Origin of the sequence: Rhodococcus oxybenzonivorans (assembly GCF_003130705.1) — a bacterium.
Lineage (GTDB): Bacteria > Actinomycetota > Actinomycetes > Mycobacteriales > Mycobacteriaceae > Rhodococcus_F > Rhodococcus_F oxybenzonivorans.
In genome coordinates this window covers 1826329-1850879 of sequence record NZ_CP021354.1, presented here as the reverse complement: position 1 = coordinate 1850879, position 24551 = coordinate 1826329, and the positions used below count along the sequence as shown (strand labels likewise).

General features: G+C 66.2%; 25 protein-coding genes and 1 pseudogene. 9 read left to right on the top strand and 17 right to left on the bottom strand.

All coding sequences use genetic code 11. The features are described 5' to 3' along the window. Positions 1–229 precede the first annotated feature (229 nt). From CBI38_RS08920 to CBI38_RS08910, 3 genes are all read right to left on the bottom strand, one after another. Entirely contained in the window at positions 230–577 is a 348-nt protein-coding gene (locus tag CBI38_RS08920; protein WP_109328183.1) for a hypothetical protein, read from the bottom strand. A 336-nt stretch (positions 578–913) separates the two neighbouring features. After that, complete coding sequence (locus tag CBI38_RS08915; RefSeq protein ID WP_109328181.1) at positions 914–2104, bottom strand: VapC50 family PIN domain-containing toxin; 1191 nt, start codon at positions 2102–2104, stop codon at positions 914–916. A gap of 6 nt (positions 2105–2110) precedes the next feature. Beyond that, positions 2111–2569, bottom strand: coding sequence for a helix-turn-helix domain-containing protein (locus CBI38_RS08910; protein WP_109328180.1), 459 nt, complete (start codon positions 2567–2569; stop codon positions 2111–2113). 205 nt (positions 2570–2774) lie between these two features. Between CBI38_RS08910 and CBI38_RS37760 the strand changes: the two genes are divergently transcribed. Then, positions 2775–3239, top strand: coding sequence for a hypothetical protein (locus tag CBI38_RS37760; protein ID WP_162603198.1), 465 nt, complete (start codon positions 2775–2777; stop codon positions 3237–3239). A 207-nt stretch (positions 3240–3446) separates the two neighbouring features. On the opposite strand, the gene CBI38_RS08900 is transcribed toward CBI38_RS37760, so the two are convergent. From CBI38_RS08900 to CBI38_RS08875, 6 genes are all read right to left on the bottom strand, one after another. Further along, positions 3447–4679 (bottom strand): allantoate amidohydrolase, encoded by a 1233-nt coding sequence (locus CBI38_RS08900; RefSeq protein WP_109328176.1) that lies wholly within the window; start codon positions 4677–4679, stop codon positions 3447–3449. Positions 4680–4783: 104 nt separating this feature from the next. Next, positions 4784–6100: an FMN-binding glutamate synthase family protein gene (locus CBI38_RS08895; RefSeq protein ID WP_109328174.1), complete on the bottom strand. Its 1317-nt coding sequence runs from the start codon at positions 6098–6100 to the stop codon at positions 4784–4786. 10 nt (positions 6101–6110) lie between these two features. Continuing rightward, positions 6111–6809 carry a GltB/FmdC/FwdC-like GXGXG domain-containing protein gene (locus CBI38_RS08890; protein WP_109328172.1) on the bottom strand — a complete coding sequence of 233 codons (699 nt, stop codon included), beginning with the start codon at positions 6807–6809 and terminating at the stop codon, positions 6111–6113. Further along, entirely contained in the window at positions 6797–7693 is an 897-nt protein-coding gene (locus CBI38_RS08885; protein WP_109328170.1) for a class II glutamine amidotransferase, read from the bottom strand. Before CBI38_RS08885 ends, CBI38_RS08890 begins: the two co-directional genes overlap by 13 nt. 24 nt (positions 7694–7717) lie before the next feature. Next, positions 7718–9079 (bottom strand): type III glutamate--ammonia ligase, encoded by a 1362-nt coding sequence (glnT, locus tag CBI38_RS08880; RefSeq protein ID WP_109328168.1) that lies wholly within the window; start codon positions 9077–9079, stop codon positions 7718–7720. Between the two features lie 45 nt (positions 9080–9124). After that, positions 9125–10318 carry an NAD(P)/FAD-dependent oxidoreductase gene (locus tag CBI38_RS08875; protein WP_109328167.1) on the bottom strand — a complete coding sequence of 398 codons (1194 nt, stop codon included), beginning with the start codon at positions 10316–10318 and terminating at the stop codon, positions 9125–9127. A 313-nt stretch (positions 10319–10631) separates the two neighbouring features. Between CBI38_RS08875 and CBI38_RS08870 the strand changes: the two genes are divergently transcribed. The 5 genes and pseudogenes from CBI38_RS08870 (at position 10632) to CBI38_RS40270 (ending at position 14097) form a co-directional block, all read left to right on the top strand. After that, entirely contained in the window at positions 10632–11015 is a 384-nt protein-coding gene (locus CBI38_RS08870) for a cupin domain-containing protein (protein WP_109328165.1), read from the top strand. Between the two features lie 18 nt (positions 11016–11033). After that, a complete protein-coding gene (locus CBI38_RS08865; RefSeq protein WP_230990116.1) occupies positions 11034–11558 on the top strand; it encodes a dimethylamine monooxygenase subunit DmmA family protein in 525 nt (174 codons plus the stop codon). Continuing rightward, on the top strand, positions 11555–12529 hold the full coding sequence (locus tag CBI38_RS08860; RefSeq protein WP_109328161.1) for a PDR/VanB family oxidoreductase: 975 nt from the start codon (positions 11555–11557) through the stop codon (positions 12527–12529). Before CBI38_RS08865 ends, CBI38_RS08860 begins: the two co-directional genes overlap by 4 nt. Then, positions 12526–13524 (top strand): heme-dependent oxidative N-demethylase family protein, encoded by a 999-nt coding sequence (locus CBI38_RS08855; protein WP_109328159.1) that lies wholly within the window; start codon positions 12526–12528, stop codon positions 13522–13524. The genes CBI38_RS08860 and CBI38_RS08855 overlap by 4 nt, the downstream gene beginning before the upstream one ends. Next, a pseudogene (locus CBI38_RS40270) lies at positions 13511–14097 on the top strand (TetR/AcrR family transcriptional regulator). The gene CBI38_RS08855 and the pseudogene CBI38_RS40270 overlap by 14 nt, the downstream one beginning before the upstream one ends. 44 nt (positions 14098–14141) lie before the next feature. On the opposite strand, the gene CBI38_RS08845 reads toward CBI38_RS40270, so the two are convergent. Continuing rightward, positions 14142–14693: a HutD/Ves family protein gene (locus tag CBI38_RS08845; protein WP_109328157.1), complete on the bottom strand. Its 552-nt coding sequence runs from the start codon at positions 14691–14693 to the stop codon at positions 14142–14144. Positions 14694–14932: 239 nt separating this feature from the next. On the opposite strand from CBI38_RS08845, the gene CBI38_RS08840 reads away from it, so the two are divergent. Next, a complete protein-coding gene (locus CBI38_RS08840; protein WP_109328155.1) occupies positions 14933–16288 on the top strand; it encodes an ammonium transporter in 1356 nt (451 codons plus the stop codon). 69 nt (positions 16289–16357) lie between these two features. Here the strand turns inward: CBI38_RS08840 and CBI38_RS08835 are convergent, their stop codons facing one another. From CBI38_RS08835 to CBI38_RS08820, 3 genes are all read right to left on the bottom strand, one after another. Continuing rightward, positions 16358–16954 (bottom strand): cupin domain-containing protein, encoded by a 597-nt coding sequence (locus CBI38_RS08835; RefSeq protein ID WP_109328153.1) that lies wholly within the window; start codon positions 16952–16954, stop codon positions 16358–16360. A 71-nt stretch (positions 16955–17025) separates the two neighbouring features. Beyond that, positions 17026–17691, bottom strand: a complete 666-nt coding sequence (locus tag CBI38_RS08830; RefSeq protein ID WP_109328151.1) for a helix-turn-helix domain-containing protein — start codon at positions 17689–17691, stop codon at positions 17026–17028. A gap of 274 nt (positions 17692–17965) precedes the next feature. Further along, positions 17966–19213 (bottom strand): alpha/beta fold hydrolase, encoded by a 1248-nt coding sequence (locus tag CBI38_RS08820; RefSeq protein WP_109328149.1) that lies wholly within the window; start codon positions 19211–19213, stop codon positions 17966–17968. Positions 19214–19507: 294 nt separating this feature from the next. Between CBI38_RS08820 and CBI38_RS08815 the strand changes: the two genes are divergently transcribed. Further along, a complete protein-coding gene (locus CBI38_RS08815; RefSeq protein WP_109328148.1) occupies positions 19508–19801 on the top strand; it encodes a WhiB family transcriptional regulator in 294 nt (97 codons plus the stop codon). A gap of 56 nt (positions 19802–19857) precedes the next feature. Here the strand turns inward: CBI38_RS08815 and CBI38_RS08810 are convergent, their stop codons facing one another. Continuing rightward, entirely contained in the window at positions 19858–21075 is a 1218-nt protein-coding gene (locus tag CBI38_RS08810; protein WP_230990113.1) for a hypothetical protein, read from the bottom strand. 109 nt (positions 21076–21184) lie between these two features. Here CBI38_RS08810 and CBI38_RS38365 point away from each other — a divergent pair, with 109 nt between their 5' ends. Next, the gene (locus CBI38_RS38365; RefSeq protein WP_204164896.1) at positions 21185–21826 is read left to right on the top strand and encodes a hypothetical protein; all 642 of its coding nucleotides are present in this window, start codon (positions 21185–21187) and stop codon (positions 21824–21826) included. A 48-nt stretch (positions 21827–21874) separates the two neighbouring features. Here CBI38_RS38365 and CBI38_RS08800 read toward each other — a convergent pair whose 3' ends face one another. The 3 genes from CBI38_RS08800 to CBI38_RS08790 form a co-directional block, all read right to left on the bottom strand. Next, entirely contained in the window at positions 21875–22132 is a 258-nt protein-coding gene (locus CBI38_RS08800; protein ID WP_109328146.1) for a DUF7218 family protein, read from the bottom strand. Between the two features lie 228 nt (positions 22133–22360). Next, positions 22361–22975 (bottom strand): DUF305 domain-containing protein, encoded by a 615-nt coding sequence (locus CBI38_RS08795; RefSeq protein ID WP_109328144.1) that lies wholly within the window; start codon positions 22973–22975, stop codon positions 22361–22363. Next, positions 22972–24495 (bottom strand): LVIVD repeat-containing protein, encoded by a 1524-nt coding sequence (locus CBI38_RS08790; RefSeq protein ID WP_109328142.1) that lies wholly within the window; start codon positions 24493–24495, stop codon positions 22972–22974. The genes CBI38_RS08795 and CBI38_RS08790 overlap by 4 nt, the downstream gene beginning before the upstream one ends. Positions 24496–24551 lie beyond the last annotated feature (56 nt).

Genomic DNA, 24551 nt, shown 5'->3' with positions numbered 1-24551 from the left:
CACAGCGGCCCGCGGCGCTATGCGGTTCCCGCAAGCATTCGCTGAGAATGCTGGGCACCAGGACCCGCCCGTTCCGAAGTCGAATGCGATGCGCCTAGCACCGGACGAAACGTGGGAGGTCAGCGCGGCAGGCGCGCCCTGATGATGCGCGCCAACCCCTACGCCCCACCTGGGCCCGTCGGCTCACCGGTCGAGTGTGCCGACCACCGTAACGGCAAAACGACACACGTCATGTCAACGAACCCACGCCCTGCTGACGACGTTGATGAAACCGCTCGCGCTGCTCATCGAGCAACACCACACCACGGTGTTGAACGCGGTGATGTTCACGGGCAATCAACAGGCGCACCGACGCGGTCCGCCGCGTCAGCTCGGTCGCCCGCCTGGCCGCTGTCCGATCGCTGAGCAAGTACGCCGCAGCACGGTCACACTCGATCAGGATCTGCTCGTACGCAAGCCGTATCGGCGCCTGTTCGTCGAGCCGAGCTACCGCCACGTCTTCGACCAACTGCAGCGGAAGCCGCGCCAGTCGATAGTTCACACGCAGAAGGGCCAAAGACAGGGAGCTGAGTGTCACACTCGAAATCGTAAGCACGACGAAATATCTTGTGGCTAGGGCCTTAAGTCCCGTTGTTGATTTCCGCAGAGCGCTCGCGCCGAGTGCTTATCGTCCCGATCGGCGCCCGATTGCGGCAACTGTGATGCTCCGGCGTTCTCATGACACACCCAGCACCCAGTTCACCGCGACCGACACGATCTGCACCACGGACTTCGCAGCGCGGGCAGGTTCGTCGTGTGCCTAGAAGAACACCGCTCCGGCGTGGGTGCGGATCTTCGAACCGTGATCGGTGGCCGGGTGCGCGCCGAACCGGACTTTCTCCCCGTGCGGGTATTCGCCGGAGAGACCGTCGACTCAACCCCAGGAGACCGGGTCCTCCTCAGACCCCAGGTTTCGCACCAGCCATCGCCCGCCGACGAGATGCATGAGGACCGGGCACACATAGCGGGGGTCGTATGGCTGCCACACGCCGCCCGCCAGTGTCGAGGTGTCGTACACATAGAGCACTTCGACTCCCGGGGCGACCAGCCGTGTGCCGGTACCGATTCCCCATGTCGCCGGATCCGGCAGCATCGCCCGGAACGACCGCACGTGTACGCGCTCGAAATGTACCCACAACGGATGATCCGGCTCTGGTTCGGCGAGGGCGGCCACAACCGCCTCACCATCCCAACCGTCCGCATCGATATCGCGACGATTGTCCTGCACCCAGTTCCGGGCCAGTACCACCCGGAAATCGGGATCCACGTTCGGCCACACCGACAGCAGATCCCCGTCCACGCACACCGGCGTCAAAAACGCCCACGCCGCACTCACCAGCTCGGCATGCCCGAGGAACCGTACCCGCTCGGCCGGATCCATCGCACGAAGCTGCCGGTACGTCTGCCGCACCTCGGGCGGCAGGGAGTCGATCTGCTCGTCGGTCAGCTCCGGAAGGGACGACGCCACCGCTTCCGCACCGGCGCCGGAGGCGTCGTCCGGGGCGGCAAGCAGTGCCCGGACTGCGTCGACGAACCGCGGGGTCAGCCGGGCGAGTAACTCGAGCAACTCCCCCACCGTGCGCGGCGGGAGCGTGTTGCGGGCGACCAGCACGTGTATGCACTCGAACACCGCTTCCGGGTCCAGTTCGAGTTGATCGCACAGGAATTCGTCGGGGTGGACGACCTCGACGTCGAACGGGTCGAGCACCGCACACGGGAAGTCTTTTACGTTGGCGGTCACGATCAATGCGGCGCCGGATCGTACCGCCGCCGCCAGAACGTGCCGGTCCTTCGGCTCGTTGGCCATCGCGGGAATCAGCTCCCGATATCCGCGTGATTCCTCCTCCGCGAAGGAGAACGCCCTGCGCATCTGCTGCACTCGCCGCGCCGCCTGTTCGGGTGAATTCCCGAACCGCTCGCTAGACAGATTCCGTTCGACCTCGTCGAGCAGATCCGGCGTCCACACCGGCCGGAACAACTCGGCATCGGCAAGGGTGAGCAGCAGATCATTCAGCGTCTGGGGAAGCATGACGCACGCGTCGAGAACCACCCGGAAGGCAGCCATCTCGGATCAGCGGGTCGAGATGAAGCCGTCAGAGGCATCGCCGGAATCCGCGGTTTCTTCGCGGGCCATCTCCTCGAGTACCTGGCCACGCCGCGCCCGTTCACCCTGCTGGTATTCGAGCACATCCGCCAACTCCACCCGCCGATGCCGACCAGGTGAGGTGTACGGGATCTTCCCCGCCTCCAACAACCGCACCAACGTCGGCCGGGTGACGCCCAACAGCTCCGCGGCCTCCTGCGTCGTCAGCATCGTGCGATGCGGCTCCACCGTCACCGCCTGCCCCCGATCCAACGCAGTGACCGCGTCGACGAGTAACCCTCGGACACTGTCCGGCAGGGGTACCGACCCTTCCGGAGTCGAGATCGATACCTCCTCAGAACCAGCGAGAACATCCTTCAGCGCGGCGAGACCATCCCGATCGTCGGTGGGTGGCGGCAACACCGTGCGGTTCATCAGAGCGGCCATAGCCCACCATAAAACGAAAAAAACGAACACGCAATCAGCGCCACCGCCAGGCCTGCCGCGCACCTACCGAGCCGGCCAATCCCACGCCGAGCTCCGCGCGGGCACCTGGACAGGCACCTCACCCCGCCGAACGGCCGGTCCGAATCGATGGGTAATGAAGAACTATAGAAAGACCCGATCAATTCTTCACACGCTCGAGGCACCCATGCTTGAAAATCCCGCCCCATCGCCGAGGACATCACCGGCAACGCTCAACCTGTCCACTGCAGACACCGGCGCCGCCTGTCGGGCTCGCCCCGAGCGCAGCCCAACCGGTAACCGCTCGGCCCGGCGACGACGCGCCGCCCGCACCGGCGTTCCCACCGGCTCGCCTGAGCTCGACTGGCTACGACAATCCCTGCACGCCTGCGATCTCCTCACCCGCGTGCACTCCATCAGTCCCCCGGACCGTGCGCTCGTTGCCTTCGCCATCGAATGGGCCCCCTACGGCGGCGCCGACGCCGAGGACCTGTTCATCAGATTCGGCGTACAACGCAACAGGTTCCTCCATCTCCTCCAAGCCGCGATGACCCCGCGACCATCAGACCTGGGCCACCTGCGCAACCTCAAGACCACCCTCTGCAACGACCTCCTCCGCGCATGGAATGACACCCACCACAGCGAGAAGTAGTGCCGCAGGCTATCGGCACAGAGGTATCCGAGCGCAGCACAGAACCGTCGGCGAACGCGAACCGAGGCGGGCAGCCGTCGGCGGATGCGGTTGACCGGACCAACTTTCCCGGACGAGGGACTTCACGATAGCGCGGTAGAAACCACGACAACCACCGTCACCGCGGTCGCCGAAGCACTGAAGGGATCGGCGTTGCCGCTGATATGCCTACTGCTGCTCGCTGACCCAGTCCGCCATCACGTCCGCCAGGGCTTCGGCGCCGCGGTTGCAGTCGTCGGGTTCGGCGAACTCGGCGGGCGAGTGGGACACGCCGGTAGGGTTGCGGACGAACATCATCGCCGTGGGCACCTTCGCGGACAGGATTCCGGCGTCGTGCCCGGCCGCCGTCGGCAGAACGGGCACGTCACCGAGGTGCACGAGTGAGTGGCGCAGTCGTTCCCGCGTCGAGTGCGGGAACTCGACGATCGGCGTGACCGATTCGGCGTCGACGTCGAGACCGATACCGTCGGCGGCCGTGTATGCCCGTGCCTCCGCGGTGATTTGCTGGACCAGCTTGGTCAATGTTTCCTCGTCGGCGGCCCGTGCGTCGAGCCACGCCCGCACCTCCGACGGAATGGCGTTGGCACCGTTGGGAAGTACTTGCACCTTACCGAAGGTCGCGACCGCCTCGTGCAGAGTCGCGGCAGTGCGGGCGGTGTGGACGGAAGAGGCGAACGCGAGCATCGGGTCGCGGCGGTCGACGAGGCGGGTGGCGCCGGCGTGGTTGGCCTCCCCCGTGAAGACGAACTGCCACCGGCCGTGCGGCCAGATCGACGAGGCCACGGCGATGGGGCTGTCGATCAGGTCGAGGGCGCGTCCCTGCTCGACGTGCAACTCGACGTACACGCCGACGCGGTCGACGAGGTCGGGGTCCTCGCCGAGATGGTGAGGGTCGCGGCCGACGCCGACCAAGACTTCACCGAGGCTGATGCCGTCGTTGTCGCGTAGTGCCAGGGCACGTTCGGGTGCCAGTGCGCCGGTGGACAATCGCGAGCCGACACAGGCGACGCCGAAGCGGGCGCCCTCTTCGTCGGAGAAGGCAGTGACCGCGATGGGACGGGTCGGTTCGATGCCGCGGTCGCGGACGATGTCGACGGCAGCGAACGCGGACACCACGCCGAGGGGTCCGTCGTAGGCGCCGCCGTCGGGTACCGAATCGAGGTGCGATCCGGTGACGAACGCATCGCGGGGGTCTCCTTCCCACCCCTTCGGCATCCACCAGGCCCACAGGTTGCCGTTGCGGTCTTCCTCGACGCTCATGCCACGAGCCTGCGCGCAGTCGGCGAACCATTCGCGCAGCGTCATGTCGGCGTCGTTCCACGCGAATCTTCGGTATCCCCTGGTCGACTTGTGCTGTCCCACATCAAGGATGCTCGCCCAGAGCGAATCGAAGGAAGTCATGTTCTCGGTCCTCTACTCATAGTTTCAAGCCGGCAGGCGCTTCGCGCCCGTGAGCGGTTAAGGAGTCCCTGGACTCCTTAACCGCTCACGGGCGGCGGAGCCGCCTACAGGGCGCCGGGGATCCAGGTGGTGCCGGCGAGGGGTACGCGGGCCATCGCCGATGCCTCGACGGTGAGGGCGACGAGGTCCTCGGGTTCGAGGTTGCGCAGGTGGGATTTGCCGCAGGCGCGGGCGAGGGTCTGCGCCTCCATGGTGAGCACCCTCAGGTAGTTCGCGAGCCGCCGTCCGCCCTCGACGGGGTCGAGGTTCTTCGACAGTTCCGGGTCCTGGGTGGTGATGCCGGCGGGGTCTTTGCCGGCCTGGAAGTCGTCGTAGAACCCGGCCGCCGACCCGAGTTCCTCGTACTGCCTCGCGTAGCGGGGGCTGTTGTCGCCCAGCGCGATCAGGGCGGCGGTGCCGATCGCGACAGCGTCCGCCCCGAGCGCCATGGCCTTCGCGACGTCCGCGCCGCTGCGAATTCCGCCCGACACAATGAGCTGAACGCTCCGGTGCACCCCCAGTTCCTGCAGTGCCTGGACCGCCTGCGGAATTGCGGCGAGGGTGGGGATGCCGACGTGTTCGATGAACACGTCCTGGGTGGCGGCGGTGCCGCCCTGCATGCCGTCCACCACTACGACGTCGGCGCCGGCCTTCACGGCGAGTTTCACGTCGTAGTAGGTGCGGGTGGCGCCGACCTTGATGTAGATGGGCTTTTCCCAGTTGGTGATCTCGCGTAGTTCGATGATTTTGATGGCGAGGTCGTCGGGACCGGTCCAGTCGGGGTGCCTGCACGCCGACCGCTGATCGACACCCATCGGGAGGGTGCGCATCCCGGCGACACGTTCGGTGATTTTCTGTCCCAGCAGCATTCCGCCGCCGCCGGGTTTGGCGCCCTGGCCGAGGACTATCTCGATGGCGTCGGCCTTGCGTAGGTCGTCCGGGTTCATTCCGTACCGGGACGGCAGGTACTGGTAGACGAGGTTCTTCGACTGCCCCCGTTCCTCGGGCGTCATGCCGCCGTCACCGGTGGTGGTGGACGTGCCGACCTCGCTGGCGCCTCGGCCGAGGGCCTCCTTCGCCTGCCCGGACAGTGCGCCGAAGCTCATGCCGGCGATAGTGATCGGAATGTCGAGGTGCAGTGGGAACTTAGCGTTGCGGTCGCCGAGCACGACGTCGGTGTCGCACTTCTCGCGGTAGCCCTCGAGCGGGTACCGCGACATCGAGGCGCCGAGGAACAGCAGGTCGTCGAAGTGGGGCAGCTTGCGCTTGGCACCCCAGCCGCGGATGTCGTAGATGCCGGTCTCGGCGGCCCGCTGGATCTCGGAGATGACGCCGCGGTCGAACGTCGCCGATTCGCGCAGGGCCGGGTTCGGGGTGTTCATGACGGTTCTCCTAGTACGCACTGGCGTTGTCGACGTGGAAGTTGTAGAGCTTGCGGGCGGAGCCGTAGCGGGTGAACTCCGACGGGTCCGCGTCGAAACCTGCCCGATCGAGCAGCTCCCGCAGTTCCGTCAGGTGCTCCTCGCGCATCTCCTTCTTGATGCAGTCGGCGCCGAGGGAGGCGACGGTGCCGCGCACGTAGATGCGGGCCTCGTACAGCGAGTCGCCGAGGGCCTCACCGGCGTCGCCGAGGACGACGAGACGTCCGGCCTGACCCATGAACGCGGACATGTGACCGATGTTGCCGCCGACGACGATGTCGACGCCCTTCATCGAGATCCCGCAGCGGGCAGCGGCATTGCCGTCGATCACGAGCAGGCCGCCGTGGGCGGTGGCGCCCGCGGACTGCGACGCATCACCCTTGACGTGCACCTTGCCCGACATCATGTTCTCCGCGACCCCGACTCCCGCGTTGCCGTTGACCGTCACGGTCGCGTGTTGGTTCATGCCCGCGCAGTAGTAGCCGACGTGCCCATCGATGGTGACGTCGATGTCGGAGTCGAGGCCGCAGGCCAGCGCGTGCGCGCCCTGCGGGCCGGTAACCGTGACCGTCTTCGGGGCTTCTGGGGAGGTGAGCCGCTCGTTGACGGCACGGGTACTCGACGTCACGAGGTTCAGGACAGTCGCTTCGGTGGTGGCTACCGGTGCCATACGTACACCTCTTCCGGTTCGGGCTCGAAGATTCGGGCGTTGTCGACGCCGGGCAGGTTCGCCAGGGCGCGATATTCGGAGGCCATCGCGACCCACTGGTCGGTCTCGGCTATGACGGCGGGCTTGCAGGAGATGGCGTCCCGGACCACGGCGAACGAGTCGGCCGTCGAGACGAGCAGGGTGTAGAAGCCGTCGAACGTCTCGTTCAGCATCAGCAGCGCCTTCTCCAGGTCGACGCCCTCGGCGAGCTGCTTGGCGACGAACCGCGCCCCGACCTCGGTGTCGTTGGCGCTGTCGAACGCGACGCCGTCACGTTCGAGCTGATGTTTGATGCTCATGTGGTTCGAGAACGAGCCATTGTGCACGAGGCACTGGTCGGGGCCGACGGAGAACGGGTGCGACCCCTCGGCGGTCACCGCGGATTCGGTGGCCATGCGGGTATGCGCGACACCCTGCCAGCCGCTCGCCGACGGCAGCCCGAACCGGTTCGCCAGGTCGATGGGGTTTCCGACGCCCTTGAGGACGGTCAGGTCGTCGCCGAAGCCGATGACCCGCGCCGACGGCACCACGCTGCGCACGGCCGTCGCGAGATCCGCCGCGCCGACGACGCCGTGCAGGATCGTCGTCGGGTCGAGATCGAATCCGGTGACGGTGGTGTCGAGTGACGCCGACAGCGTTGCGGCGAGTTCCGTTGCGGGGACGGGGCAGTCGAGTAGCGAGACCGTCGACTCACCGACCTTGGACCAGGCCTTGTCGCCGTAAATCGCCATGCCTGCGGAATCGGGTCCGCGGTCGCACATCTGACCGAGCATGTCGGTGAGCAGGGCGCCGAGTTGTGGGTAGAGGGACGGCTCACGCAGGTGAAGTCCGACGATTCCACACATGGATGTCTCCTTTCGGGAGGTCGTTCAGAACGCTGTCAGGTAGTGGTCGAGTTCCCAGGGGGAGACGGTGTTGTGCCAGGCGAAGAACTCCTCGCGCTTGAGTTTCGCGAAGTACTCGGCGACCCCGGGGCCTGCGACGTCCAGGGCGCCCGTGACGACGGGATCCGATTCCAGGGCGTCCATCGCGTGCAGCAGCGTCATCGGCAGCATGTCGCTGGGACTGTCGCCGGAGCCGGGGGTGCCGGGGTCGAGATCGCGCTCGATGCCGTCGAGGCCGGCGGCGATGGCGGTGGCCGCGGCGAGGTAGGGGTTGGCCGAGCCGTCGCCGCCGCGTAGTTCCACTCGGTTCTTGTCCGGCACCCGGAGGTAGTGGGTGCGGTCGTTGCCGCCGTACGTGGCGTAGCGAGGCGACCAGGTGGCGCCGCTACTCGTGGACGTGGCGCCGGTCCGCTTGTACGAGTTGACGGTCGGCGCGATCACACCCTGCAGCGCGCACGCGTGCTCGAGGATTCCCGCGATGAACGCGTACGCCGTCCTCGACAGTCCCAGCCCCTTGGGATCGTCCCCGTCCGGAAACACCGAACCGGCCTCGTTCCACAGCGACAGGTGCAGGTGCATGCCGGAACCCGTGCGGTCGGAGAAGGGTTTGGGCATGAACGTGGCCTTCATGCCGCGCTTCTCGGCGATCACCGACAGCAGGTACCTTGCGGTGATCACCCGGTCGGCGGTGGTCATGGCGTCGGCGTAGTCGAAGTTCTGCTCGAACTGCCCGTTGCCGTCCTCGTGGTCGTTGGCGTAGTTGCCCCAGCCGAGCGTGTTCATGGCCGCGGACACCTCGGTCAGGTGGTCGTACATCCGGGTGACGTCGCGGGCGTCGTAACACGGCTGACGGCTGACGTCGGCGGTGTCCGCGGTGGTGAGGGCGCCGTCTCCGGTGCGGTGGACGAGGAAGTACTCGATCTCCGCGCCGACGTTGACGGACAGGCCGAGATCGGACGCCTTCTTCAGCGTCTCCTTCAGGATCACCCGCGGCGCATACGGCCAGGGTCTTCCCTCCACGTGCGGGTCGCAATGCACGATCGCCAGGCCGGGCTTCACGAACGGGATCGGCGTGAACGACGAGACATCCGGTACGGCAACGAGATCGGAGTCCTTGGGCTCCTGCCCCATGTGCCCGGCCGCGTACCCGGCGAAGCCCACACCGTCGTCCTGAAGCTGCTCGACGGCCTCGATCGGGACCAGTTTGGCGCACGGCTTGCCGGACAGCGTTACGAACAGGGCGAGAATGAAGGTGGTTCCGGTGGCCCGGGCCACCTCGGACAAGGTCTGCGGTGGGGTTGTCACGATGTTCTGCGCGGTGAACGCGTCAGCAGTGTCGACAGCCATGGGTAGCTCCTGAACTGGTGGTCTACGGGTGAGGGGGTCTGTGGGTCAGCGCATCTCGCCGGCGCCCTCGTAGGGGTGCAGGCTGAACAGGAGGTCACCCTCCTCGAAGCGTGAGTAGCGGAAGTCGGACGGCTCCACGTTCGGGAGGCTGGTCGTGCCGTCGTCGAGGAGCATGTCGGCGACGAGGCGGCCGACCGCCGGCGAGATCTTGAAACCGTGACCGGAGAACCCGGTGGCCAGGAACAGTCCGTCGACCGGTGCGGGTCCGATGATCGGGTTGTAGTCGGGAGTGACGTCGTACGCGCCGACGTAGCTCGAGGTGATCCGCGGATCGGGCATGTCGGGCAGACGGTTCCCGAGCTTGCCGATGTTCTTCTCGATGGTGCTGTCGTCCGCGCGGTTGCTGTACTTGTCGGGGTCGATGTATTCGGGCGCAGCGTGGTCGCTGTTGCCGACCAGCAGTTCGCCGTTCGGCTCGCGGCAGATGTATTGCAGTCCGGCCAGGTCCGACAGCACCGGCACCTCCGGAGTCGGAACACCCTGATCGATCAGGACAAGCTGCGCCCGTTGGGCTTTCACCGGGATGTCGACGCCGACACCGGCACCGAGTTCCGGCGCCCACGGACCGGTCGCGAGGATCACCTGCTCCGCATGCACTTCGTCGCCGTTCGCGAGCGTCACCCCGTAGACGCGGCCGTCCGCGTTCTGCAGTACCGACGCCACCGGCGTGCTCTGGCGGATCGTGACGCCCAGCTTGCGGGCCGACGCGCCGAACGCCATGCCGGCCATGTACGCCTCACCGCGGCCACCGAGGGGCTCGTACGCGAAGGCGGCGAAGTCGTCGAGATGCAGCCCCGGCCACAGTTCGGCCATCTTGTCGTGGCCGATGTAGTCGACGTCGATACCGAGGCCCTGCATCATCGCGACGTTCGCCTTCAGCGGGTCGATGTTGTTCTCACCGACGCCGGCCACGTATCCGCACTGGCGGAATGCCATGTCGTCGCCGAAGATCTCGGTGGCCCTGGTGAAGATGTCGACGCCGTACCACGACATCGCCGCCAGCGACGGCGTCCCGTAGTGGCACCGGACCACGCCACTGGACTTGCCGGTCATGCCCGAGCACAGGGTGTCACGCTCGAGGACCAGCACATCGGTCTCGCCGCGGTCCGCGAGCGACCAGGCGATGGCGAGACCCTCGAGTCCCCCACCGACGATCACGAACTTTGCTGTCTGTGTCACGTTGCTTCCTTCATTCGGCCGGATGTTCGGGCGCTGCGGCTTGGGTAGCGGGTTGTTTCACCTCATGAACCAACGTTCTTCACTATGAAACAGTTCTACTATGTCGATCGCATTACGGCAACGTTGTTGATGCGTCACCAAATACCGACACTCATATGCGGTTTCAAATAGGACCACTGCGCTGATCTGTATGTTTTCAGCACCGCCGGATTGATTTACGTCGGCGAAATATGTCCTGTGGTTTCCTGTTGCTACCCCTCGTTTCATACCGAGGAGATCGCGAACCCAGTCCCCACGCCTCCAGGGAGATCCCATGACCACGACCGACAAGCCCACAGCCGTCCCGTTCCGTGTCACCGCCGGATTCCACGAGAACCTGCCGCAGATGCCGGTCTCGGACTACCCGGGCACCAAGGGATACATCGACGATGTCTTTTCCAACCCGGACGGATCAGAGATGTCGGCCGGCTACTTCGAACTCGAGCGCACCGACGCCCCGCTCGACTACTACTACGCCTACGACGAGATGAAGGTGGTCCTCGAAGGGGAGTTCACCCTCGAGAACCTCGACACCGGCCAGGTCGAAGTGGCGAAGGCGAAGGACGCGATCTTTTTCCCGAAGGGCTCGCGTATCCGCTTCACCACCCCCGACCGCGCACTGGCCTACTTCGTCGGCCACCGCTCCTTCGCTCCCTGATCCGCGATGGCGGTATCGATGAGATCGACCAGCGTCCCCCGCTGGCGATCCGACTCCTCGGCCGTCGACGACCTCGCGGCGGGCGCTCTTGTCACCCGTTACGTACTCATCGCGGACCGCTCGGTCAGCATGCAGGTCCTCCGCGAACTGTCCGGGCGGGTGACACCCATTCCCACTTGCATCGTGATCGTCGACGCCGGGGTCGGATCCGGGTTCGGCGGGCTCGACGAACTGCTGACCGAGGCGCGCATCGGGTGGCGGTTCGTCGTCGCGGGCCCCGAACACATGGTCGGGGCAGTGCGCGCTCGGCTGATCGCCGCGGGCGCGGTGCCCGCCGAGATCGCCGAGATCATCCACCCTGACGCCTCGGTGCGCGACGTGTTTTGCGCGCACTGCCACACCACGTCGCCCTCCGTGCCGGTAGCCGTCGGCGGCCGGACACCGTGCGGGGGTTGTTCCGCCGAACTCACCGTCTACTACCACTACTCCCGGCGCCACAGCACCTACCTGGGATATCGAGCCGACTCGGAGGAACTGCCATGACCACGGCCCTCGAAACAGTTGCGGGCGAGATCACCGGAGGGCTCACTCTGACGGTGCGCGAGGCACGGCTGCTGTGCCCGGGCATCCGGCACATCGTGCTCGCGGACCCGGCGGGCCGCCCCCTGCCGTCGTTCACCCCCGGCAGCCACATCACCGTCAATTGGGCCGAGGGTCGACACAATTCCTACTCGCTCACCGGCCCCTCGATCGAGCCGGACCACTATGCGATCTCGGTCCGGCTCGACGAGAACGGCCGCGGTGGATCGCGCTGGATCCACGACCTCCAGCCGGGACAGATGATCCGGGCGAGCCGTCCGCGCAGCGCATTCGCTCCCGTGCTCACAGCTCGGCATCACCTCCTGATCGCGGGTGGAATCGGCGTCACGCCGATCCTGTCGCACGTTCGGGCCGCCCTCGAGTGGGGTCGCTCGTTCGACGTGATCTACTCCTTCCGCGAGCAGTGTGGGGCGCACGCCGACGAATTGGCGGCGCTGTGCGGCGACCGGATGATCACCGTCTCGACGCCCGGAGAACTCGCCGACCGCCTCATCCCCGCACTGGCGGACCAGCCACTCGGCACCCACGTCTACACGTGTGGGCCGGCGCCGATGATCGCGGCGGTGGCCGCGTGGGCCCGCGACTGCGGCTGGCCACCGGGGCGCGTGCACTCGGAGGCGTTCGGGGCGGGCCCGCTGGCCGACGGGGCACCCTTCGCCGCCAAGCTCGGGCGCAGCGGAATGATCGTCCCCGTGCCCTCGGGAACCAGCCTCCTCGAGGCGTTGCTGGACCGGGGAATCAAGGTTCCGAACCTCTGCCGCCAGGGGGTGTGCGGCGAATGCCGGCTGTCGGTTCGCGGCGGCGAGATCGAGCACCGCGACCTGTTCCTCACCGCCGAGGAGAAGGCCGCCGGAGAATCGATGATGCCGTGCGTATCACGTTCCGCAGGAGACCGATTGGAGCTGGATCTGTGACAACCACCGACTCGCGTGCCGACCGCATCGCGCGCTTTCCGTTCCCCTTTCCGCGCGATCAGTACCGCTACAGCACCAACGTCGAGCCGGCCGGACACTCGACCGACACCGTGGCCGGCAGCTGGGGTGACACCCGCATCGCCATCGACGCCCACTACCACCGGGAACGCGCCGAACGCGAGCGCATCCTGGCGGAGGATCCGTCGCGGCACCAATGCCTGCCCCACATGGTCCCCGCCGCCTGGGACGCGATGCTCACGCTGATGCGCACCCTCGCCGACGAATACCCCGACACCATGACACTCGCACGGCGCGGGGTCGGGTGGTACTGGAAGAACGACCTCCTCGGCATCGAACACACTTTCGTGTTCGGCGACCTCGACACGTTGCCGGCGCAGCCGCTGGTGTACATCTGCGGCCAGATCCAGGAGGACGTCGTGCTGCTCGATCAGCGTGAGGGCGAACTGTGGGGTGACGCAGGTCTGGTGACGTTCGCGGCGGACTGGTCCTTCGGATTCGACGTGGGCATGAGCTTCCTCGAGATCCACGGCCCCGTCCCACGTATTCACAGCGAGAACATCATCACCCGCGCCCACAACTTCCTGATGCGGCTCGAACCCGGCCAGAGCTACCGGCGCACCAACTGGACGCTGACCGTCGACGGCAAACTCGACACGTCGACCGAGACCTACCCCGAGTGGGGCAAGGACCGGCGCACCCTCGCCGACGGCCCGCTCGACGAGGTCGGGGACCGCCTGTTCCTGAGAACCGAAGTGCAGCATCTCATCCGGCTCGCTCACTCCGGTGCCGTCATGTTCCTGATCCGAACGTATCTGCTCCCGTTCCGGGACGTCGCGTCGGTTCCGGAATGGGGCGAACGACTGTACCGGGTGCTCGAGGACCTTCCGGTGGACATGGCCGAGTACAAGGGCATCAGCCGCACCCGGGAACCCGGCATGAGATGGCTGCTGACCCACGGGAATGTCGAACTGTGACGCTCACCGACGGACGGCGGCGGACGACGCCCCACAGCGATCAGGTGGATCTCGACCTCGTTCTCGCGACGGTCTCCGTGATCGCCCGCGACGGCCTGCGCGGGCTGACGACGCAGGCTGTCGCCCGGGAGGCCGGCGTCTCGGACGAGGCCGTCCTGCGCAGCGCGCCGGGTCGACGGACGCCCTCCTCGACGCCGCGCTCCGGTACGCGCTCGACAAGAGTGCGAGCGTATTCGCCGACATCGCCGCCGGCTCGTCGCTCGACCACGTCGTCGAACACCTCACCGACCTCGTCGCCCGCGACCCCGACCTCGGGGTCTTCCAGTACGAACTGATGCTCGAGTCCCGGCGAAGCCCACGCCTCGACCCACACGTAAACTCCTGTACGCCAAGTACATCGAGGCGACGTCGCAGGCGCTGACCCGCCTGGGCATCACCGCCGACGAAGACCTGACCCTGCTGGTGTACTCGGCGATCGAGGGATTCATCATGCACCAGCTGATCGCGAAGGACCGCCCCGCAACCGAACGCGCGATCGAGCGGCTACGCCGAATACTTTCTACCGCACGGTGATTTCTCAGATGAGTCGAAAGGTGTGCCCCCGCATGCCTTGCCACTCACGTGCGGTCGAGGATCTCCGCCACCGCGACAGACGCCTGCCCGGACAGCCGCACCGACCCTTGCTCGACGAGGAGGCAGGCGCCCGGGCCGACGGAACCGAGGTCCGTCGTCAGCCGCCCAACGAGGACCAGCACGAGGGCGGCCAGGCGCCCGTCGGCGGTCACGGCCTGCGCCGCTCCGATGTCGACGATGCCCACGGACGCGGCCGTGGTGGACCTGTCGACCATGACGTTGAACGCCCCGGTCGGCCCCTCCGTCACGCAGTCGGGGCTGCACTCGCCGGCGAAGGCCGTCGGACTGAGGCGCGGAATCAGGGTGGGGCCGTCGCCGAGGTCGAGTGACGCGGGATGGTCGCCGATCACCGTGAAGATCCGATCCACCCCGGGAAACGATGAGAACGTCGAATTCGCCTCGAGCGTCGCGACGCTGAACCGCCACCGAGACACGGCACCGGCGGCGATCTCCGGGGTGGTGCCCGCGCCGTTGGCCCATTGAGTGGTCCGGTAATCCGCTCGCCGGATGATGCGGGCCTCCCGCACTGCGATCACGATCTCTCGCCACGAGCGTCTACTGTCACGATACAATCGTTAATAGATCGTGCGTCCAATTTGCCACTCGTCCACGCCCCCTTTCGCGCGAATTCGCGCATAGCCAAAGTGAATCAGTTACATGGTCGTCACGCGGCGCACCACATCGGCAATCTTCACTTTGGTTCACTGTTGATAGACATTGATTCCCAAAGGCGGACACATCGGTGTCACGCCCTCCTCGATCAAGGTGGACGACTATGAACGAAGCAGCAGTCGCTGCGGCAGACACTGCCTGGATTCTGGCGGCCTTCACGGCAGTGAGCCTCATGGTGCCGGGCCTGGCCATGTTCTACGGCGGAATGGTCAGCGTGCGCAATACGCTCAACATGGCCATGATGACGTTCGGCGCATTCGCCGTCGTCGGCGTGCTGTGGATCGTGTTCGGCTACTCCGCCGTGCTGGGCAACTCCCTCGGCGGTCTCGGCCTCCTCGGCGACCCTCTCGAGTTCTTCGGCTCCAGCGCGCTGCTGGAGGCGCCGGCCGAACCCGGACTGCCGCCCGCGTTGATCTCAGGCTTCCAGCTGTTGTTCGCCGGCATCACCGTGGCACTCATCTCGGGTGCGCTGGCCGACCGGATGAGATTCGGCGCCTGGATGCTGTTCGCCGGACTGTGGACAACGTTCGTCTACTTCCCCGTCGCCCACTGGGTGTTCGCGTTCGACTCCGCCGACGGATCGGTGATCGGCGGATGGATCGCCAACACCCTCGGCGCGATCGACTTCGCCGGCGGCACCGCCGTGCACATCAACGCCGGCGTGGCTGCTCTCGCCGTCGTCCTGGTCCTCGGGGCCCGCAAGACGTTCCCCGTCTCGCCCCGCCCGCACAGCCTTCCCCTGACCATGCTCGGCGCCGGCATCCTGTTCTTCGGCTGGTTCGGATTCAACGGCGGCTCGGCGCTCTCCGCCGGAAACAGCGCGTCCGTCGTCATTCTCAACACCGTCGCCGCGGCGTGCGCGGGCATCTGCGCCTGGCTGGCCGTCGAGAAACTGCGTGAAGGCCACGCCACGTCGCTGGGCGCCGCGTCGGGTCTGATCGCAGCACTGGTCGCCATCACACCCGCCTGTGGCGCCGTGTCACCGCTCGGCGCTCTGGTCGTCGGAGGCGCTGCCGGCGCAGTCTGCTGCTTCGCGGTGTCCTGGAAGTACCGGCTCGGCTACGACGATGCGCTCGACGTCGTCGGCGTGCACCTCGTCGGCGGCATCCTCGGCACTGTTTTGATCGGATTCCTCGCAGATCCGGCCGCACCCAGCGGCGCCGCGGGACTCTTCTACGGCGGCGGTGTCGACGTGCTGTGGCGCCAATGTGTTGCCGTGGCAGCCGTTGTCGGCTACTGCTTCATCGTCACGCTGGTGATCGCCGCGGCACTGAAGAAGTTCATGGGCATCCGCGCCGACCAGGACAGCGAATACGACGGCCTCGACGTGTCCGTGCACGGCGAGACGGCCTACGTACTCGATGCCGTCGGCCTGACCGGCGCCTCGAAACACGGCACCGACGCGGTACTCGGTGCGGAAGCAATCACGACCAGGGCGGCGGACCCCGCGAAGGCCTGATCCCGGTCGCGACACAGCCGGTGGCCCTACCCCGCAGCACTCCGCGAGGCAGGGCCACCGTGTGATCAGCTAGGTCAGACTCTGAGCCAGACTCCGCAGCCTCGCGCTGTAGTTGTTCGGCTGAGCGGACAGGAACTGACTCAGCAAGATCGTGTCGAATTCCTCCATGGCGGCCGAATCTGCAGTCATCGGATCATGATTCGCCACCTCGTGCTCCAGAAGTTCGACCGCCTCACGCCAGCCGCGGATTGCGGGGCTTCCGAGTTCCATCTGCGGTTCGAATATCAGGGGTTCAGCGAGAGGGCTTCCCAGGATTTCCTCCAAGTGCTCCTCGAGACCTTCGCGCGCCAGCCGGATGATCAGCTGAGTTTGCCCTTCATGCCACTGCATGGTCGCGGGGCGCCCCGGCTGCAGAATCGACGCGACCGACATCGTCGAATCGAACTCCTCAGCGCCAGAGGTAATTCGGGCCGTACCCGACAGCGGGATCTGAATGAGGTAGAAGTCGCCGAGCTCGTCCGAGCTCATCCGCGCATCGGTGCCGTAGTCGAAGTAGTAGACACCGATCGCGCCCGCGGTGGCCAGGTAAACCGGCTCCAGACGATCGAAGGGCAGCGCGGACCCGTCGTCGGACGCTATCTGAACTGTCGCTAACACCGTGACCACGACCTTTCGAACCAACCGCCACTCTACGCCCGGCGCGGAGGCGGAGGAAGGTAGAAAGTCCGATGACCGTGTCAGTCCTCGTGGTGGTCGGGATATGCGGTGACCGCGAGAAATCGGATCGGCAACCGCACGAGATCGTTGGGACCGTGCAAACCTTCACCGTCGAGGAGCAGCGAATCCCCCGGCCGCAGCGTGTACTCGGCCTCACCATGCCCATAAACCATGACACCCTCGAGCATGTAGAGCAGTTCGGTGCCGGCGTGCTGGAACAGCGGAAACGTCTCGCTGGCGTCGGTGAGTGTGACCAGCACCGGCTCGAGTCGCTTGTGCTGCCCGCGCAGTGCGCCGAGAAGTTCGTAGTGATGCCCCACCCGGGTCCCTCGCCCGACGATGACCGCACCGTGGCCCGCCTCCACGTACACGGCGTCGCGGGCAGCGTCCGCACCCCGGAAGAGTGAGGTCACGGGTACGTCCAGTCCCGCCGCCAGCCGCGCCAACGTCGACAGACTGCACGAGGTCTGCGAGTTTTCGATCTTCGACAACATCGCCTTCGAGATCCCGACTTTTGCCGCCATGTCCCCCACGGAAAGCCCACTGGCCTTGCGGAGCGCGCGCACCTGCTTGCCGATCACCTTCTCGAGATCAGGGCCCGTCGGCGTATCGGACGGCACCTCACGCTCGACGGGCGCGGGATCACCCGTGTCGCGGTGAACCCCGGTCTCCGGTCGAGTCGTCACGTCCCGCATCCTAGCAGCGTTGTTTACTGTCAGGAAACTGCAGGAACGTCCGGCGCTTCGCCGGCTCGACCGACAAGATCACCCGTTAGTGACGGCGAAACCCATGTGGCACAACCGCGTGGCCAAGCATGTCGCCCGCCGTGGTGGGACGTGCGGGTCGTCACGCGCTCCCGCATGCTTGCCGATATTGCCGGTGGCCATGCCGACCGCACGATCGGTCAGCGGATGCGCGATACACCTGGCCGCTGGTATTGATGCGGGAGAGTGCCCGAGCTCAGCCCAGAGCCAAGTCATACTCGGTCGACGCCTGCGCGTTCGGAGTGCGCCCCGAGCTCAGGAATTCGCGGACCAGTTGCATCGTCAGAGCGGGCAGCTCCAGCTGAGGAACGTGCCCGCAATTAGGAATCACCACCGATTCCGCGGTAGGCATCGCCTCGCTGACGTGGCGAGCGAAGCTGGCCGGAACGAGCCGGTCCTCGCTTCCCCACAGGAACAACGCGGGTGTCCGAAGGTTGGGGAGTCGTCCCCAGAACCCGGTATCGCCGAACGCTTCCTCGGTGTAGATGTTGAACAAGGCCGACAGCGCAGCGCGACGGTGAGCACCGGAGCTCATGGCAATCTCGAATTCGTCGACGGCAGCGTCGAACCAGCTCTGTGGCACTCGGCTCGGGTCGGCGAACATCGCCTTCACGCCCGCCATCACAACAGGGCGCGGCACGGGGGCCGCGGGTAGGCGCGCCACATCCACAGGCAGCAACTTGACGAGTGGTACCAACTGCCGGAATCGGCGGAACGCCGGTGACGGACAGAGCAGGACCAGCTTGGCGACCGCCTCCGGATCGTGCATGGCCAACTCGAGTGCGAGCCGGCCACCGAGAGAGTTGCCGACGACGACGGCGCCGCGGGCGTCGACCGCATCGAGGAAAGCGCGAAGCCAGGAGTAAAGCTGATGGGCGGTGTAGGTCCAGCACGGTGCTTCCGACGCACCGAACCCGGGGGTGTCGGGCGCGATGACGCGGTGGTCCTCGGCCAGGTCGGCCAGCACCGGGAGCATGGATGCGTTGGTGGCACCGAGGCCGTGGAGGAGAACGACAGGCGGCGCGTCGGCTCGGCCCGCCTCCAGGTAGGCCGTGCGCACGCCGCCTGCGTCGACTTCCCGCGACTGCGGCCGCGTCGACAACTCGACGTCCGGCGCGAACGCCCCGCCGATTTGAAGCACGGTCGCGAGGCTGCCGCGCGTGACGAGGTCGCCGTCCAGAAACGCGTCGACCCCGCTACGCCGGCCGATCAGGACGTCGGCGAGCGTGTCTGCGTCGGTCCGGATGGTGCACGTGGGCTTGCGAGGTCCGTCCGCACTGCGGAGTTCTGCGACACCGCTGTCGATCGACACGGTCCAGTGACCGTGACCAGCGATGTCGAGTACGACGGTGGCCGACTCGCCGCTCATCACCGTGTCGGTGAGGTCGCGCGGGAAGTGGGTGGCCAGCATGCTGGCTGGATCGATCGGTTGCCCCTCGCCCATGTGGCTCTTCCTTCATTAACTGCCGCGGCGTGTGTTCCCCGGCGTCGTGGGCAGCCGATTACCCGGTTGATCGGAAGTTGAACATTCCGAGCCTCCGAAGGGGACTCCTCGTTCATCGGGCGAATGACAATGGCCGACGCCGCTCAGTGAAAGTTTTCTGACGCGTGCGTGACACATCCCGTTTCTGGGTACAGGTTTCCTCACATGTTCACCGCGCTCCAGCAGTGCGGGCTGGGTGAGCGTCGGGTGGCGAGAACGCCGCCACCTACGTCACGTCACGATCGAGGAGTTCACATGCCTTCATATACGGACCTTCCCAAGCCACTGTCGGACGTGTGGGAGTGGCAGGTGCATGGCTTGTGCCGTGGCGTCGACTCGTCGCTGTTCTTCCACCCGGACGGACAGCGCGGGCGCATCCGGAAGCAGCGCGAGCTGCGAGCCAAGCAGCTGTGCAACCGTTGCCCGGTGATCGTCCAGTGCCGAGAGCATGCGCTGGCTGTCGAGGAGCCCTTCGGAGTGTGGGGAGGAATGTCCGAATCCGAGCGGCAAGCCGCCATCGAACACCGGCGAGGCGACATCGCCATATGATCGCGCCTCGGCCCTAGGTTGGTTACACGGGTGCGCGCCGGCTCGATGCAGCGGCTCTATTTGCGCTCCGGACTCCCCGACCACGCCGTCAGTTCGGCGATGTCGCCGTACAGCGCCGACTGGTAGGTGAGCATCAGCTCCTCCACTCCGTCGAACTGATCCCCCACATGATGGGTGTTCACGGCCGATAGTTCCCGGTCTCCTGAGCGGGCGATGAGGTCGTCGATTCGACTGTCCAGGCTCATGGCCCGGTTGACGGCCAGCACGGAGCGCAATTGCACTTCGGCCCTGGAGAGCAGATCACCGATCCGCGCCAGCGCCGCAACGCGGTCCACCAGCTGGTCCCACACCGGCGTCAGTGCAGTCTGCCGAAGTTGAATCTGCCGGCGACCATTATCGGAGTGGGTGACGCGCAGTGCGTCGTCGAGCTCGAGGCGAATGCCGCGCAACGCCACGGTGTCGACAGCGATTTGCGTCAGCTCGTCGGCGAGGTCGAGTTGGTGCCGCTGGACAGCGAAGTGCTCGGAGCGCCACACCGGGGACCCGTCGATCCTGTCGTACAGCATTCCGGCGAGGTAGAGGAGCGTGTCGTAACCGTCGGCGAAGGTGTCTTCGTCGAGGTCGACGCCGCGGCCGAGAGCGTCGGCCACCCTTCTTCCGGCCGCCGCCATTACAGTGTTCTGCGACGCATGGCCGATCCGCTCCGCAGCGGTACCGCGCGCAATTTTCGCAGCCCGCTCGAAGGCGCTTCCCGTCAACGGTGTCGGCGTCCGCTGCAGAGCCCGAAAGAGCGCGTCACGCTGCTCGAGGTCGAGATGCACGCCCTCCCGCCGATCCCGGCGCATGGCCCGCACACCACTACCGTAATGCGCTGTCGACATCACCACTGCCGACCGATATGCCTGCAATTTCCTGGCGAGTTCGGTGGCGCGGTACTTGAAGAGCAGCTGCGCCGGCCCGGGGCGCAGGGTGTCGCAACGATGGACCACCTGATGGTACTCGTCCGTCAGAAGACGCAGGTGACCGAACCCGCCGATCGATGGGATCGTCCTGCCGGTGCGACGGCGGATCGCGAGCACCTGCCGGGTGGCCGCGTCGAGGTGTCCGGCAGCGATCAGCACGGCAGCCTGATCGGACAACGGCGGGTGCGTTCCCGAAATAGTGGCTCGCTCACACCAACGCCGAACCTCGAAAGAAATCCGAGCCCTACGCTCCTCGTCGGTGTCGATCATCGGCGGGATCTCGCCGTATGGGGACTGGCCGCTCTCCGACATCGGACCTCCTGGATACCGGCTTCTGGGCAGATCGCTCCCCACTACTGTCCCAGAAAGTCGACGGACGCGCCGCGACCGCTTCGGCCGGGCGCAGTTCTAAGCTCTCCGCATGAGTCTCTCGGTCCGCGCAGTGCTGCTGCTCACCACGGCGTTGCTGATGACCGGGTGCGCAGGCTCGGTGAGCGGATCCGCAGATACCGCTGCCGCCCCGTCGACCACCTTTTCCGCCACTACCCCGCCGAAAACGACCACGTCGACGCCTCCTACTTCGATGCGGAGTGCGGCCCCCTCAACTCCGAGCGTGGTTCCCAGTGCAGTGACGAGCGCGCCCGCGAGAACCCCGGAAGTCGATCCGCAGCGTTACGCGGGTACCGCGGCGGGGAGCTTCTACTTCACGACGCCCAGTACCAAGTTTCACTGCGCGATCCTGACCGGCGGTGACCTCCCGACGGCGGGTTGTCACGGCCAGATGCCGGAGTCGGCTCCGAAGGTTCCCGGATCCGGTGCCCCAGACATCCGGGTGCCTCCCAACGCCGTCGAAGTGACCGGTTCCCGCTCGGGTCAGTTCATCAGCGCGGGTGATCCGCGGTACTACCCGCTGGGCGGTTCGCCGGCCACCGTTCTGCCGTACGGCAGGTCGCTACGCGTGAACGATCTGACCTGTCACGTCGAAGAGACGACGGGCGTTACCTGCACGAGCGACGTCGGGCACGGATTCACCGTGTCCGACAGGAAGTTCCGCGTGTGGTGAAAGGCCCCTCACGACGGCGCAGCCGGGTGCGGACGGTGGCATCCGCCGTCAGTGGTTTCGCAGGGCATCAATCAGCTCACCTTTGCGTTTCGACGAGTATCCGGATAGTCCGACATCCTTGGCCTTCTTCTTCAACTCGTCGACGGTCCAGTCCTCGTACGACTGCGACTTTCCGCCCTTACGGCCGGTTCCGGAGCGCCCGCGCTTGGCGGCCGCGTTCGCAATCCGCGCCGCTTTCTGCTTCGACGCGCCGTCCTTGCGTACTTCCTCGTAGACCTTCTCGTCTTTGATCGATGACCGCGGCATGATGTGTCTCCTCGGTTAGAAAGGTCCGGCACTGTCCGATTACCCGGGCGGCTGTAGATCACACAAGATGACTCGGCGTCACGCCGGCCGGATCAACGATGGTGGTTCCGGGGAATCAGCTTGTCCGTCAACGTGGTGACGGTCGCCGACGTTTGTGACGAGCGGGGTGTCAGCGGATGCACTGCTGTGACGGCGTGCATCGGAAGTGGCGGCGCCCCCGGAGCGGCATTACGGGTACGGAAGCTGCTCGCCGCCGCGGGCCGCCAGCAGCGGCTCCATGACGCCGATCTCCTCGCTCTGCTCTTTGATCATCGATGTCGCCAGCTGCGCCACCGCGCGCGTGGTGGCGTGCTGGGCGGCGTGGGAGGCCATGTCGAGGCCACCACGATGGTGGCGGATCATGAGCTGAAGGAAGGCCGTCTCGGCCGCCGGTCCCGTGAGCCGACGAAGCTCGTCCATCTCGGTCCAGCTCGCCATTCCAGGCATGTGGGCGCCGGAGTGGTGATGGGCGGCTCCCATCCACGCCATCGGTTGTGGGGAAGTCTGCGGTTGGTCGAGCAACATGAGCCAGCCGCTGAGCACACCGATCTCCTGGTTCTGGGCGGAGGTGATCTGCGTGCACAGTGCATCGATCATGGGCTCACGCGGAGACGCCAGGGCGTGACACAGTTCGATCGCCTGCAGGTGATGGCTCGACATGTCCTGCGCGAAGCCCACTTCCAGAGGTTCGAGCGACACAGTGGCGGCGCGCGGCTGGTCGGGCTGGTGCTGCCACCACGCCCCGATGACCACGCCGAGAAGGACACACGTGACGCCTACGGCCGCCAGAGCAAGACGTTTCATGTCAGCGGGTACACACCGTTCTGGAACTGCAGCGCCATGAAGCCGTTGTCCATGCACGTCACCCACAGTTGGTCGCCGCGAAACTCGGGAGGCGACATGCACCAATCGCTGGACATGTCGATGCCGATCGGCCGGGTGCCCGCCCCGACCGTGTCCGCTCCATTGATATCGCCCTCCAGTGCGGCCCGCGCGACCGCGATCGATCCGATCAGCGGAAGGCCGACTATCGATCCCAGGGTCGCGTGCGTCGAGTTCTCGAGCTGACCGGCCTTGTCCGGTTGCCCCGGCGGGACGAAGTACGCGATCTCCTTGATGTCCTGCAGGTCGCGGACGTCGAAGACACGAATACCGGACTGAATCCAGCCGCAAGCCAACGCGGTGGGGTCCACGGGCCGATCCACACTGCAGTAGTGCGCGTCGTAGCCGAAGGCACCGTTGCCACCGTTGTCCCGGGCCCACACGTCCATGTTCTGCGGCAGGTTCACCTCGAGTTTGATCGTGTTGATCAAGCGCAGATTCGCATCATCGGACGAGTCGATCACCTTCACGCCACCGGATCCGCCTTCGTCCACGGTGAAGATGACCGGTGCGCCGTCCACAGTGATGGGGATGGTGTGCTGCGTCAGCTGACCGTCCGACCACAGTCTGCGGCCCACGTGCGGCACCACGGGAAAGAGATCGCGGCGCTGGACAGCGCTGATGTCCAGCACGGTGATGCCCGCCAGCGTCGAGATATACATGCGGTTTCCATCAGGCGTGATCCCGAAGCCGTGGTTCGACACACCGGTCAGGCCCGTCCAGACCACGCGGGGTTCGGCCGGGTTGCTGACGTCGATAGCCGACAACTGGCCGCCGGCAGTGCCTGCAGCCCAATATGTCCGGCCGTCCGGCGAGAAGCCGCCCTCGTGCGTCGTGATCGGCAGCGGGAGCGACAGCTGCGTTCCCGTCCCCGGATTGAGGAGCCGCGGACGCGTGCAGTCCTGGGATACGTCGTAGATCGAGAATCCACCGATGCCGGTCAACAGTCCGACGCCCGTGCCCGCGAGCAGACCGCGCCCCGGATCGACCTTGAGCGACTCCCAGGTGCCGGCCTGCATCGGCGGTTCGATCAGGGTCCCGGTGTGACGCGGGCGGGCGGGATCGGATACATCCACTACCTGGACGCCAGGGCCTGGACGGTCGAGCCGGGTGGGAATATTCGATCCCACATACACGCAGTTGCCATACGCGGCGCTGACGATTCCCGCCCCTTGACCCTGGAGTTGGCCGAGCAGTCCGAGGTTGCACGAGTACGGTTCCTTACTGCGTCCACTCCGGCGGTCCGCGAGCGGCACCTGCCCTTGCATCCCCGATTCCTGATCCGACCCCGGTCCGCACTCGGCGCGATCGACCGCTGTGCGTTGGACGGAAAGGAAATCCGTCACCGGGTCTGCGACCGCGGGCGCGGCAACGAGCCAGACAACGAGGACTCCAGCTAACGCGGCAACCCGGCGACCTCGGTGCGAGCGGTGTGAACCCATGCGCGACATGCTAGGTATTTCACACCAGAAACACCGGCGTTTCTGGAAAACAGTTC

Coding starts and splice junctions, on each gene's coding strand:
- CBI38_RS08900 (WP_109328176.1), bottom strand. CDS start 4,679: ATGACTTCCTTCGATTCGCTCTGGGCGAGCATCCTTGATGTGGGACAG.
- CBI38_RS08820 (WP_109328149.1), bottom strand. CDS start 19,213: ATGGGCGAGGGGCAACCGATCGATCCAGCCAGCATGCTGGCCACCCAC.
- CBI38_RS08910 (WP_109328180.1), bottom strand. CDS start 2,569: ATGGCCGCTCTGATGAACCGCACGGTGTTGCCGCCACCCACCGACGAT.
- CBI38_RS08870 (WP_109328165.1), top strand. CDS start 10,632: ATGACCACGACCGACAAGCCCACAGCCGTCCCGTTCCGTGTCACCGCC.
- CBI38_RS38365 (WP_204164896.1), top strand. CDS start 21,185: ATGAGTCTCTCGGTCCGCGCAGTGCTGCTGCTCACCACGGCGTTGCTG.
- CBI38_RS08800 (WP_109328146.1), bottom strand. CDS start 22,132: ATGCCGCGGTCATCGATCAAAGACGAGAAGGTCTACGAGGAAGTACGC.
- CBI38_RS08795 (WP_109328144.1), bottom strand. CDS start 22,975: ATGAAACGTCTTGCTCTGGCGGCCGTAGGCGTCACGTGTGTCCTTCTC.
- CBI38_RS08815 (WP_109328148.1), top strand. CDS start 19,508: ATGCCTTCATATACGGACCTTCCCAAGCCACTGTCGGACGTGTGGGAG.
- CBI38_RS08840 (WP_109328155.1), top strand. CDS start 14,933: ATGAACGAAGCAGCAGTCGCTGCGGCAGACACTGCCTGGATTCTGGCG.
- CBI38_RS08860 (WP_109328161.1), top strand. CDS start 11,555: ATGACCACGGCCCTCGAAACAGTTGCGGGCGAGATCACCGGAGGGCTC.
- CBI38_RS08865 (WP_230990116.1), top strand. CDS start 11,034: ATGAGATCGACCAGCGTCCCCCGCTGGCGATCCGACTCCTCGGCCGTC.
- glnT (WP_109328168.1), bottom strand. CDS start 9,079: ATGGCTGTCGACACTGCTGACGCGTTCACCGCGCAGAACATCGTGACA.
- CBI38_RS08885 (WP_109328170.1), bottom strand. CDS start 7,693: ATGTGTGGAATCGTCGGACTTCACCTGCGTGAGCCGTCCCTCTACCCA.
- CBI38_RS37760 (WP_162603198.1), top strand. CDS start 2,775: ATGCTTGAAAATCCCGCCCCATCGCCGAGGACATCACCGGCAACGCTC.
- CBI38_RS08915 (WP_109328181.1), bottom strand. CDS start 2,104: ATGGCTGCCTTCCGGGTGGTTCTCGACGCGTGCGTCATGCTTCCCCAG.
- CBI38_RS08890 (WP_109328172.1), bottom strand. CDS start 6,809: ATGGCACCGGTAGCCACCACCGAAGCGACTGTCCTGAACCTCGTGACG.
- CBI38_RS08895 (WP_109328174.1), bottom strand. CDS start 6,100: ATGAACACCCCGAACCCGGCCCTGCGCGAATCGGCGACGTTCGACCGC.
- CBI38_RS08810 (WP_230990113.1), bottom strand. CDS start 21,075: ATGTCGGAGAGCGGCCAGTCCCCATACGGCGAGATCCCGCCGATGATC.
- CBI38_RS08790 (WP_109328142.1), bottom strand. CDS start 24,495: ATGGGTTCACACCGCTCGCACCGAGGTCGCCGGGTTGCCGCGTTAGCT.